Source organism: Asanoa siamensis, assembly GCF_016862555.1.
Classification (GTDB): Bacteria; Actinomycetota; Actinomycetes; order Mycobacteriales; family Micromonosporaceae; genus Asanoa; species Asanoa siamensis.
The window spans coordinates 1-10,722 of the sequence record NZ_BONE01000142.1 but is presented as its reverse complement, the minus strand read 5'-3'; the positions used below and the strand labels follow the sequence as shown (position 1 = coordinate 10,722).

General features: G+C 75.1%; 11 protein-coding genes. 6 read left to right on the top strand and 5 right to left on the bottom strand.

Annotation, left to right across the window (positions count from 1 at the left end):
• Positions 1-1,130 (bottom strand): tetratricopeptide repeat protein (locus Asi02nite_RS39915; protein WP_373312441.1); only part of this gene is annotated, 1,130 nt, incomplete at its 3' end.
• A 93-nt stretch (positions 1,131-1,223) separates the two neighbouring features.
• Between Asi02nite_RS39915 and Asi02nite_RS39910 the strand changes: the two genes are divergently transcribed.
• Genes Asi02nite_RS39910 through Asi02nite_RS39900 form a run of 3 tightly spaced genes read left to right on the top strand, consistent with a single transcriptional unit; the run spans position 1,224 to position 3,383 of the window.
• Positions 1,224-2,405 (top strand): S8 family peptidase, encoded by a 1,182-nt coding sequence (locus Asi02nite_RS39910; protein ID WP_203719253.1) that lies wholly within the window; start codon positions 1,224-1,226, stop codon positions 2,403-2,405.
• Positions 2,395-2,964 (top strand): RNA polymerase sigma factor, encoded by a 570-nt coding sequence (locus tag Asi02nite_RS39905; RefSeq protein ID WP_203719252.1) that lies wholly within the window; start codon positions 2,395-2,397, stop codon positions 2,962-2,964. Before Asi02nite_RS39910 ends, Asi02nite_RS39905 begins: the two co-directional genes overlap by 11 nt.
• A complete protein-coding gene (locus Asi02nite_RS39900; RefSeq protein WP_203719251.1) occupies positions 2,961-3,383 on the top strand; it encodes a hypothetical protein in 423 nt (140 codons plus the stop codon). The genes Asi02nite_RS39905 and Asi02nite_RS39900 overlap by 4 nt, the downstream gene beginning before the upstream one ends.
• On the opposite strand, the gene lysA is transcribed toward Asi02nite_RS39900, so the two are convergent.
• The 4 genes from lysA to Asi02nite_RS39880 form a co-directional block, all read right to left on the bottom strand.
• A complete protein-coding gene (gene lysA, locus Asi02nite_RS39895; protein ID WP_203719250.1) occupies positions 3,380-4,729 on the bottom strand; it encodes a diaminopimelate decarboxylase in 1,350 nt (449 codons plus the stop codon). The two genes, Asi02nite_RS39900 and lysA, sit on opposite strands and share 4 nt — an antisense overlap.
• On the bottom strand, positions 4,665-4,997 hold the full coding sequence (locus Asi02nite_RS39890) for an Lrp/AsnC ligand binding domain-containing protein (protein WP_203719249.1): 333 nt from the start codon (positions 4,995-4,997) through the stop codon (positions 4,665-4,667). Before Asi02nite_RS39890 ends, lysA begins: the two co-directional genes overlap by 65 nt.
• Before the next feature lie 577 nt (positions 4,998-5,574).
• Positions 5,575-6,258, bottom strand: a complete 684-nt coding sequence (locus tag Asi02nite_RS39885) for a response regulator (RefSeq protein ID WP_203719248.1) — start codon at positions 6,256-6,258, stop codon at positions 5,575-5,577.
• A complete protein-coding gene (locus Asi02nite_RS39880; protein ID WP_203719247.1) occupies positions 6,255-7,373 on the bottom strand; it encodes a sensor histidine kinase in 1,119 nt (372 codons plus the stop codon). The genes Asi02nite_RS39885 and Asi02nite_RS39880 overlap by 4 nt, the downstream gene beginning before the upstream one ends.
• A gap of 135 nt (positions 7,374-7,508) precedes the next feature.
• Here Asi02nite_RS39880 and Asi02nite_RS39875 point away from each other — a divergent pair, with 135 nt between their 5' ends.
• Genes Asi02nite_RS39875 through Asi02nite_RS39865 form a run of 3 tightly spaced genes read left to right on the top strand, consistent with a single transcriptional unit; the run spans position 7,509 to position 10,698 of the window.
• Positions 7,509-8,432, top strand: coding sequence for an ABC transporter ATP-binding protein (locus tag Asi02nite_RS39875; RefSeq protein WP_203719246.1), 924 nt, complete (start codon positions 7,509-7,511; stop codon positions 8,430-8,432).
• Positions 8,429-9,925 carry an ABC transporter permease subunit gene (locus Asi02nite_RS39870; RefSeq protein ID WP_239127683.1) on the top strand — a complete coding sequence of 499 codons (1,497 nt, stop codon included), beginning with the start codon at positions 8,429-8,431 and terminating at the stop codon, positions 9,923-9,925. The genes Asi02nite_RS39875 and Asi02nite_RS39870 overlap by 4 nt, the downstream gene beginning before the upstream one ends.
• Positions 9,922-10,698: an ABC transporter permease gene (locus Asi02nite_RS39865; RefSeq protein WP_203719245.1), complete on the top strand. Its 777-nt coding sequence runs from the start codon at positions 9,922-9,924 to the stop codon at positions 10,696-10,698. The genes Asi02nite_RS39870 and Asi02nite_RS39865 overlap by 4 nt, the downstream gene beginning before the upstream one ends.
• Positions 10,699-10,722: the final 24 nt, after the last annotated feature.

Genomic DNA, 10,722 nt, shown 5'->3' with positions numbered 1-10,722 from the left:
TCTGCCGCACGGGGCCGCAGCGCGGCGGCGACGAGGTGGGCCTCGACCGTGGCGGCCGGCCACCCCGCCCGAGCGAGCGTGGTCACCAGGTCGTCGGCGCCGCGCCCGGGCGGCGGCGCGCCCGACCGGAGCCGGGCCTGCAGCAGCGTCAGGCGGGCCAGCGCCGCCCACTCCACGCGGTGCTGCGCCGCGAACTCCCGGGTGGCGACGCGGGCCTGGTCGGCGGCGGCCCGCCAGTCGCCGGCGGCGGCCGCCGCCTGGGCGAGCAGCAGCCGCGCCTCGGGCTCCTTGAGGCGGTGGCCCTCGCGGCGCAGCATCACCGCGGCCCGCTGCGCGGCCTGCCGTGCCTCGGTGGCCAGCCCGGCGGAGAGCAGCAGCACGCCGCGGTCGTACACCGCCAGCGCCACATGGCCCCCGTTGGCCGCGATCAGCCGCTCGGCGCGGTCGATGTGGGCCAGGGCGGCCGGTACGTCGCCGCGCAGCGCCTCGGCCACGCCGAGGTTCTCGACGATGATGCCGACGGCCAGCGGCCGCCGGAGCCGCGTCGAGATGGCCTCGGCCTCGCGCAGGTCCTGCACGGCGGCCGCGAACGCGTACCGCTGGGTGTGCAGGACGCCCCTGTTCGTCAACAGGCGGGAAACGGCGATCTCGTCGCCGGACGCGCGCAGGCCGGGCAGCGCGGCCTGGTAGTCGGCGAGCGCCTCGTCGTGCCGCCCGATCTCCGTGAGGATCACCGCGCGCTGCGCCCGCGCGCGGTCGGCGGCGACACCGGTCAGGGTGCGCAGGGCGGCCTCGACCTCGGCCAGCGCCTGGCGCGGCCGACCGCGCATGACCAGGGCGTACGCGAGCTTGCCGCGCGCCTCACCGGCCACCGTGGTCAGTCCGGCGCGGCGGCTGTGGGTGATCGCGGACCGCAGGTGGCGGATCGCGTCGTCCATCTCGCCGGTCTGCAGCAGCGCGTGACCCCAGGCCCGCTGGGCGATCGCGGCGGCGGCCGGGTCACCGGACCGGCGGGCGGCCGACAGGGCCCGCGCCGCCAGCGGCGGCACCCGCCCCGGATGGGTGTCGGCGAGCAGCGCGACGGCATCCGCCTGGGCCCGCGCGTCCACACCCTCATCCTCGCGGGGCACGCGGCCCGTACTCCAGCGAATTTGGCCGAGGGTGTATCAACCCCGACCGATAGTGTGTCCGTGGGTCGACCCGTTCGCTCCCCTGGAGGAACCGTGAACGACTTCATCGAACCCTCGGACGACCTCTCCGCCGGCGGCCTCGTCGTCGACCTGCCCCACCGCGACCTCGTCCTGCGGCGCCTCCACGAGACCGCCCGCCCGCTGGTGCGGGTCGGCCAGGTCGCCCAGCACAACGGGCTCGACCTGTGCCGGATCGGCCTCGAGAGCGTCTCGGCGGACGGCGACATCAGCGACCTCGGCAGCGACGCGATCCTTGCCGTGCTCGACGACCTGCGGCGCGGCTTCGCGGCACAGTTCGACGGGTGGGCCCCCGAGATGGAGGCCGACCCCGAGGTGACCGGCATCGTCGGGTTCCTGCACACCAAGCCGATGTCCCTCACCACCGAGCTGCGCACCGCCCGCGGTGCCGGATTCACGGCGATGGCCGCGCCGGACGCGGGCGCGGGCGTCCGGGTGGCGGTGCTCGACGTCGGACTGGTCAAGCATCCCGACCTCACGAACGTGAGCGCCGCGGCCGACGGCCTGGTCTCCGCGGCCCCGCCACTCGAGCCGTGGATGGGGCACGGCACGTTCGTCGCCGGTCTGATCGCCCAGCGGGCGCCCGCCTGCGACATCGTCGTGCACAAGGTGCTCAACCTCCGCGGCAAGGCCACCACCTGGCACACGGCGGTCGCCCTGGCCGACCTGGCGATGCCGACCGACAGCGAGCGACCGTACGACATCGTCAACCTCTCGCTCGGCTGCCGGATCGGCGGTCCCAGCGGTCCGCTGGCCCTGCGCCGGGCGGTCCAGCTGCACGCCGGGCGCAGGCTGCTCGTCGCGGCGGCGGGCAACCACGGCTTCACGCCGCGGCCCGCGACCCCGGTCTGGCCGGCGGCCTTCCCCGGCGTCGCCGCCGTCGGTGCCACCCACGTCGACAGCACGGGCACGGCGGTGCTCTCCGACATCACCCCTCGGCTGCCGTGGGTCGACTACCTGGCGCTCGGCTCCGGCGTCACCTCGACGTTCCTGCCGGACACGCTCACGGACGGCGTCGACTACGACGGTTTCGCGACGTGGAGCGGCACCTCGTTCGCGGCCGCGAACCTCAGCGGTGCCGTCGCCGCCGAGCTCTCGAAGGGTGGGACCCCCTTCGCCGCACTGGATCGTGTGCTCAGAAACCCGGGCTACGGCGTCACACGGTTCGACTGGCGGGCGACCGATCATGCGAAATGATCCGTCGGTCATCGATCTCGTCGAACGGGCCCGGGACGGCGACGCGACCGCCTGGGACGCGCTCGTCGATCGTTACGCGCCGTTGGTGTGGGCGATCTGCCGGCGGTACGGGCTGAATGGCGCGGATGCCGAGGACGTGGCCGCCAGCGTCTGGTTGCGGCTCGTCGAGCGGCTCGGCACCATCAGGGAGCCGGCCGCGCTGCCCGGCTGGCTGGCCACCACCGTCCGGCACGAGTGCCTGGCCCAGCTGCGCACCAGGCGCCGGCACCTGCTGGTCGGTGACGAGGCCGGTCTGGACACTGTGGACGAGCCCGCGTTCGAGGAGCTGTTGGTGACCCAGGAGCGGCACGTCGCCGTACGTGCCGCGTTCGAGAACCTGCCCGAGCACTGCCGGCGGCTGCTGTCGCTGCTGTTCGGTGACCCGCCGACGCCCTACACGGAGATCAGCAGCAGCACCGGCACCCCGGTCGGCGCGATCGGGCCGACCCGCCGGCGCTGTCTCGACAAGCTGCGGAGCGACCCGGCCCTGGTCACGGTCGCCGGGGCGGAGCGGACATGAACGACCAGGAGCTCATCGCCGCGATCGCCGCCGCCCGCCGGGAGGCCGCGGAGGTGCCGGAGCGGATCCGGGAGATCGGCCGGGCCGCGTTCGCCTGGCGGACCGTCGACGCCGAGCTCGCCGCCCTCGCCACCGAGGCGCCGGCCGGCGCCCGGGCCGAGCCGGCCGCGGTCCGGGCGCTGACCTTCGCCGCCCGCGACCTGACCATCGAGGTCGAGATCACGGACGACGCCCTGCACGGTCAGGTGGTGCCGCCGCGCGCCGGCGAGATCGAGCTGCGCGACCGCACGGGCGTGGTGGCGGTGGCGCGGGTCGACGAGGTCGGCTGGTTCGTCCTCGGCCCGGTGCCCCGCGGCATGTTCCGGCTGCACCTGCGTGCCGGCGACGCCGTCGTGGTCACCGAGTGGATCACGATCTAGTCGCAGTCGCGGCAGAGGACGTCGTCGATCGTCTCGCGGCGGACGACGACCCGGGCCACGCCGCCGCGGACCGCGATCAGCGGGGGGCGCCCGACCAGGTTGTAGTTGGACGCCAGCGGTAGGTGGTAGGCGCCCGCGCCCGGCGCGGCCAGCAGGTCGCCCGGGCGCAGGTCGGCCGGGAGCGGCACCGAGCGGGCGAGCACGTCGCCGGCCTCGTCATGACGGCCGACGATCGTGCTCGACACCGCGGGACCGGTGCCGGCCCGGCCGAGCAGGACGGCCGTGTACCGGGCGCCGTAGAGGGCCGGCCGGGGGTTGTCGCTCAGCCCTCCATCGATCGCGACCAGCTGTGTGCCCTCCGGCTCGCGGCGAACCGCCACGACCCGGTACAGGGCCACACCGGCCCTGGCGACGACGGCCCGACCCGGCGTCACGACCAGCTCCGGTTCCGGCACGCCCTGGCGTTCGCAGGCCAGGCCCAGGACGACCCGGGCCCGGCCCGCGAACGCCGCGACGGCGAAGGGGGACTCGCCGTCCACGGCGGGGGCGGCGTGACCCCCACCGATGTTGATCTCCCGAACCAGGACTCCCTTGGTACGGGCGAGATGCCCGGCCACGGCGACGAGCCGCTGGATCGCCCGCTCGTAGCCGCCGAACCGGCTGATCTGCGAGCCGACGTAACAGTCCAGGCCGACCAGCTCCAGCTTGGGCTGGGCGATGATCCGGTCGACCAGGTCGTCGAACGCCGCGCTGGGTGCGACCACGCCGAACCGGTCGCAGTCGTTGGGCGCCGGGAGGCCGGCGACGCCGTCGAGCAGCGCGTCGTGCGCCGGCAGCACCCGGATCAGCACACGCTGCGGAGTCGTGGCGAGCGCGGCGAGCCGGGTCACCTCGGAGGCCGACTCGATCACGACCCGGCCGACCCCGTAGTCGAGCGCGGCCCGCATGTCCGCCGGCGTCTTCGCGTCGCCGTGCAGGATGATCCGCTCGGCCGGGAAGCCGACCGCGGCGGCCACCGACAGCTGCCCCTCGGAGTAGACCGACAGCCCGAGCCCCTCCTCCTTGACCCAGCGCAGGACGGCCCGGCTGGTCAGCGCCTTGGCCGCGTAGACGACCCGCGCCTCGCCGAACGCCGCGGCGTACTCCCGGCAGTGGTCGCGTACCTCTCCTTCGTCGATCACGTACGCGGGAGTGCCGTGCTGCTCGGCCAGCGTGGCGAGGTCGACCCCGCCGACGCTGATCGCGCCGTGGCCCGTGTGCCGGGTCGACGCCGGCCAGATCTCAGTGCACAGCCGCTGTGGCGGCAGCGAGGTGCGCAGGGACGGGATGAGATCCGAGAGGCTCATGTGAGCTCCTAGATAGGTGCGGCTCGAACGGGCGCAGCACGAGATGGGTCAGGGTGCGCCCGGCCCCGGCGTGGTGCCGGAGCCCACGGACGAGGCCGTCGAGCGCCGCCATGTCCCGGCACCTGACCCGGACGACGGCATCGGAATCGGCGGCGACCCACCAGGCGTCGACCACCTCCGGCCGGCGTGCCAGGTAGGCCTCCAGGCAGGGCGCGTCCTGGGTCTGGTTCAACCAGACCAGGACGACCGCTTCGACCTCTCCGCTCATGGCACCGATCGTGCGACCCGGAAGGGGCGCGGTGCACCCTCCTTGACGCCATCGCTACGCGCGGACCCGCGCATCTGACTCGTCCTTGACGCCCACCGATCCTGCTGGGCGTGGGAAGGGGGTGTGGCGGGACGCCGCCGTCGCCAGGGACGCGACGGCGGCGTCGCTCAGGCGGGGGCTTCCAGCGAGGAAGGCGCGAAGACACGCGGAAGCGTCATGGCGTCAACCCCCCGTATGGTGACGAACCAGTACGGAGAGCCTGTGACCGCGTCAGCCGCCTCCGTGCTCGCGTCTTCCAGGACGGGCGGGTCGGCCGTCGACGTCCGCGACCCGCCCGGACAGGAAACTCCTCGGCTGCACTTCGCAGTCGGGCAGCCCGGGCGCCGCCGCCCTGGCGCGGCTCGCCGACACGATCTGAGATCGTCGGCGGCCGGCCGGTGGGCGACGGGCCCGGGCCTTCAGCGGATCAGTCCCAGTTCCAGCCACGGTCGGACATGACGATACCCCCGTTCATCAGCCGTATTTCCTACACGATGCACTGTCCAATGTGGCGCCACTGGCGTGCTGACTCCGAGTATTACCCCGACCCCACACCCTTGTCTGTCCCGTCGCGCATTCCTGGCACGACCAGACCCGACTCGTACGCCGCCACCACCGCCTGCGTCCGGTCGCGCAACCCGAGCTTCGTCAGCATCCGGCTCACGTGTGTCTTGACCGTCTCCTCCGTCACCACCAGCCGCGCGGCAATCTCCGGATTGGACAGTCCCTCCGCGACCAGCCGCATCACCTGCGTCTCCCGCGGCGTCAGCGACGACAGCGCCACCGGCGCCGGCGGCCGGTGCTGCAGCGCGAATTGACCGATCAGCCGCCGCGTCACCGTCGGCGCCAGCAGCGCCTCCCCGGCCGCGATCACCCGCACCGCGTCGAACAGCGCCTCGGCCCGCACGTCCTTGAGCAGGAAACCGCTTGCCCCGGCCCGGATCGCGTCGTACACGTACTCGTCGAGGTCGAAGGTCGTCAGAATCAACACCCGCGCGTGCGCCCGCGACGCGGTGAGCTGCCGGGTGGCCTCGATCCCGTCGATGCCGGGCATCCGCACGTCCATCAGCACCACGTCCGGCGCCGCGGCCGCGCAGACCCGCACCGCCTCCGCCCCGTCGGCCGCCGTGCCGACCACGGTGATGTCGGGCTGCGTGGCGAGCAGGCCCGCGAACCCGCCGCGGACCACCTCGTGGTCGTCGGCGACCACCACTCGGATCATCGAACCTCCTGATCGGGTACGGGCAGCGTGGCCTCGACGACGAACCCCCCGGCGGCCCCGGCCACCCCGGTCCGCAACCGGCCACCGACCGCCGCCGCCCGCTCCCGCATGCCGTGCAGGCCATGCCCACCGGCGGCGGACGGATCGGCGGCAGCGCCCGGCCCGTTGTCCCGGATCCGCAGGCACACCCCGTCGGCCGCATACGTGAGCTCCACGTCGACCGCCGCCCCGGGCGCGTGCCGGCGGGCGTTGGTCAGCGCCTCCTGGACGATCCGGTACGCGGCGAGCTCGACCCCGGGATCCAGCGGCACCGGCGGCCCGCGCAGGATCAGCCGCGTCCCCGCTCCCGACGCCGACCGCGCCTCGTCGAGCAACGCGGCCAGCTCGCGCAACCCGGGCTGCGGCGCCCGTTCCGGCGCGGCCGGCGCGTCCGAGCGGAGCACCCCGAGCAGCCGCCGCATCTCGGTCAGCGCCGCCCGCGCCGTGCCCCCGATCGCCGCGAACCGCTCCGCCCCAGCCGCCGGCAGCCCCGGCGTGGTCAGCCGCGCGTTCTCCGCCTGCACCGAGATCATCGAGATGTGGTGCGCCACGACGTCGTGCAGCTCGCGGGCGATCCGGGCCCGCTCGCCGCGCGCGGTGTGCTCGACCAGCGTCCCCGCGAACGCGTCGCGGGCGGCGAGATGCGCGGCGTCGGCGCGGCTGACCCGCAGCGCGACCCCGGCCAGCGCGCACAGCGGCACCAGGCCCGCCAGGAGCACGGCGACGGGCGTGACGAACGCCAGCACGAGGTACGGCAGCCCGAGCGCCACCGCCACGACCAGGGCGCCGGCCCGACCGACCAGGTACGCGGCGGCGAGCGCCCCGGCCAGTCCGGCGACGGTCCAGAGCCGGAAGCCGGCCAGCGCGACCACGACGGCCGCGGTGACCACCAGCGCGGCCGCGGTCGGGCGGCGCACCGCGGCGAGCGGCGCCGTCGACGCGACCGCCAGCGCGCCGACCAGCACCAGGAACGGCCCGCCGGTGACGTCGGACGCGACGTACCGCGCCAACGCCTCGACGACCGCGGCCAGCGCGAGCAGGGCCGCGGCCGTCCGATGCCAGGCGGGACGACGCACGCTGCCATTCTCGCCGCACCCCGCGCGACGGTCGTCCCTCGCGCCAGGGATGCCCGTGCCCCTCCCGCCGGGGATCCCGAAGATGGCTCCCACGCGGGACGACCCGGGGCGCCGCGGTTCGTAGCGTGAGCTGTCATGGAAGCCACCATCGAGGTCAACGGCCTACGCAAGGCGTACGGCCGGACCGTCGCGCTGGACGGCATGACGTTCACCGTCACGCCGGGCCGGGTCACCGCGTTCGTCGGGCCCAACGGCGCCGGCAAGTCCACGACCATGCGGGTCGTGCTCGGTCTCGACCGGGTCGACGCGGGCACCGCGCTCATCGGGGGCCGGCCGTACCGCAGCCTGCGCACGCCGCTGCGGCACGTCGGCGCGCTGCTCGACGCGTCCGCCCTGCACCCGGCCCGCAGCGGCCGCGACCACCTGCTCTGGCAGGCCCACTCCCAGCGCCTGGCCGCCACGCGGGTCGACGAGGTGCTGCGGCTGACCGGTCTCGCCGAGGTCGGCCGGCGCCGGGCCGGCGGCTACTCGCTCGGCATGCGGCAGCGCCTCGGCGTCGCGGGCGCGCTGCTCGGCGACCCGCCGGTGCTGATGCTCGACGAGCCGTTCAACGGGCTCGACCCGGAGGGGATCCGGTGGATGCGCGGGTTCCTGCGCACGCTGGCCGCCGAGGGCCGCGCCGTGCTCGTGTCGAGCCACCTGATGAGCGAGCTCCAGGACACCGCCGGCCACCTCGTGGTCGTCGGTCGCGGCCGGGTGGTCGCCGACACCGGCGTCGCGGAGCTGATCGCGGCGGCGTCCGCCGACCGGGTCACCCTGCGTACGGCCGCCCGCACCGAGGCGATGACCGCCCTGGCCCGGGCCGGCGCGACGGTCGCGGTGACCGACAAGGACACGCTGACGGTCGACGGGGTGCCCGCCGACCGGGTGGTGACCGTGCTCAGCGAGGCCGGCGTGCCGTTCTCCGAGATCTCGGCGCACCGGGCGACGCTCGAGGAGGCCTACATGGAGCTGACCCGCGACGCGGTGGAGTTCCGGGCGTCGGAGGTGACCCCGTGACGGGCCTGATCCGTGCGGAGCTGACGAAGTTCCGCTCCGTCCGCGGCTGGGTCGTCGGCTGCGGCGTCGCCGCCGTGCTGATGGTCCTGTTCGCGGTGCTGGCCGGCGCCGGCACGAGCGACACCGGCGGGCCGCGCGGGGGTGGCTCGCTGCCGGTCGGCCCCGACGGCACACCGGTGGTCGACGGCCTGACGCTCGTGCGACAGCCGATGGCCGGCGACGGCACCCTGACCGTACGGGTGGCCGCCCTGACGGGCACCGCCCTGCCGCCGCCCCAGCCGGGCGACGCGGCACCACCCGGGCCCGCGTCGCCGACGGAATCCGGGCCGGCGGCCGCCGAGCCGTGGGCCAAGGCCGGCCTGATCGTCAAGGCCGGCACCGCGCCCGGCTCGCCCTACGCGGCGGTGTTGGTGACCGGCGACCATGGCGTACGCATGCAGCACGACTTCGTTCACGACCTGGCCGGTCCCACCGACGCGCGCTGGCTGCGGCTGGTCCGGGCCGGCGGAACGGTCACCGGGTACGCGTCGGTCGACGGCACCGCGTGGACGAGGATCGGCAGCGCGCCGCTCCCGGCCGGCGAGGTGTCCGCCGGGATGTTCGTCGCGAGCCCGCCCCACGAGGAGTTCGACCAGTTCCTCGGCGGCACCAGCAGCATGGGCGGCAAGGTGATCGCGACCGGTGTCTTCGACAACCTCACGGCAGCAGGCCTGCCCACCGGCGCCGACTGGGAGACCGTCACGTTCGGCGACGACCCCGCCGCCGACCGGCCGGACATCGGCTCGACCCGCACCGGCGACACGTTCACGGTCAGCGGCGCCGGCGACGTCGCGCCGGCCACCGCCGCCGCCGGGCCGAAGCTCGAGCAGACCCTCGTCGGCGGTTTCGCGGCCCTGACCGTGCTGGTCGTGCTCGGCGTCCTCTTCGTCACCACCGAGTACCGGCGCGGCTTGGTCCGCACCACGTTCACCGCGACACCGGGCCGGCTGCGGGTGCTGGCCGCGAAGGCGGTCGTGATCGGCGCGGTCACGTTCGCGGTCGGCCTGGTCGCGGCGACCGCCGCGCTGCTGGTCGGCACGGCCGTCCGCGGCAGCGGCGGCTACCCGGTCAGCACGGGCGTCCAGATACGGATCGTGGTCGGCACGGCCGCGCTGCTGGCGGTGGCGGCGGTGTTCGCGGTGGCGATCGGCACGATCCTGCGCCGGGGCGCGGGCGCGGTGGCCGCCGTCGTGGTGCTGACCGTGCTGCCGTACATCCTGTCGGTGGCGGCCGTGCTCCCCGCCGTACCCGCGCAATGGGTGTTGCGCCTGACCCCGGCGGCGGCGTTCGCGATCCAGCAGACGGTGCCGGAATGGCCGCAGGTGCACCAGGCGTACACCCCGGCGTTCGGCTTCTTCCCCCTCCCCCCGTGGGGCGGCTTCGCGGTCCTCTGCGGCTGGACCGCCGCGGCCCTGGCCGTCGCCGCCGTGCTGCTGCGCCGGAGGGACGCGTGACCGCCGCCCTGCACGCCGAGTGGACCAAGTTGCGCAGCGTCGCCGGCCCGTACTGGCTGGTGGTGACGGCGGCGGTGCTGACCGCGGCCCTGAGCGCGGCGACGGCGGGCGCGGTGACCTGCGCGGCGGCCGGTTGCGGGGTCGACGCGCCGCGGATCGCCCTGACGGGCGTGCAACTCGGCCAGGCCGTGGTTGCCGTGCTCGCGGTGCTGGCGGTGGGCGACGAGTACCGCACCGGGATGATCCGCGTGACCCTGGCCGCCGTCCCGTCGCGGGTGACACTGCTCGCGGCGAAGGCGACGGTGGTCGCGGCCGCCACCCTCGCCGCCGCCGTCCCGGGCGTCCTCGGCGCCTACCTGGCGGCCCGGCTGATCCTGCCGGGCAACGGCTTCACCGCCGCCAACGGCTACCCGCCGCTCTCCCTGACCGACGGTGCGACCCTGCGGGCGGTGCTGGGCTCGGTCCTCTACCTGACGCTGATCGCACTGCTGAGCTTGGGTCTGGCGGCAGCGGTACGGGACGCCCCGACCGGTGTCGGCGTGGTGCTGGGGGTGCTCTACCTGGCGCCGATCCTGGCCTCGGTCGTCACGGACCCGGACTGGGAACGCCGCCTGCGCCAGATCACCCCGAGCACCGCCGGCCTGTCGATCCAGCACACGCTCGACGTGGCAGCGCTGCCGATCGGCCCCTGGCCGGGCCTGGGGGTGCTGGCCCTCTGGTCGGCCGGCACCCTCCTGCTCGGCGGGGGCCTCCTGCACCTCCGGGACGCCTAGGTTCTGTTTCGTGTCTGGGGTCGA

Bases quoted from the DNA above. Each gene is read 5' to 3' on its own strand.
- Asi02nite_RS39905 (WP_203719252.1), top strand. From the start codon at position 2,395: ATGCGAAATGATCCGTCGGTCATCGATCTCGTCGAACGGGCCCGGGAC.
- Asi02nite_RS39900 (WP_203719251.1), top strand. From the start codon at position 2,961: ATGAACGACCAGGAGCTCATCGCCGCGATCGCCGCCGCCCGCCGGGAG.
- lysA (WP_203719250.1), bottom strand. From the start codon at position 4,729: ATGAGCCTCTCGGATCTCATCCCGTCCCTGCGCACCTCGCTGCCGCCA.
- Asi02nite_RS39890 (WP_203719249.1), bottom strand. From the start codon at position 4,997: ATGAGCGGAGAGGTCGAAGCGGTCGTCCTGGTCTGGTTGAACCAGACC.
- Asi02nite_RS39885 (WP_203719248.1), bottom strand. From the start codon at position 6,258: ATGATCCGAGTGGTGGTCGCCGACGACCACGAGGTGGTCCGCGGCGGG.
- Asi02nite_RS39875 (WP_203719246.1), top strand. From the start codon at position 7,509: ATGGAAGCCACCATCGAGGTCAACGGCCTACGCAAGGCGTACGGCCGG.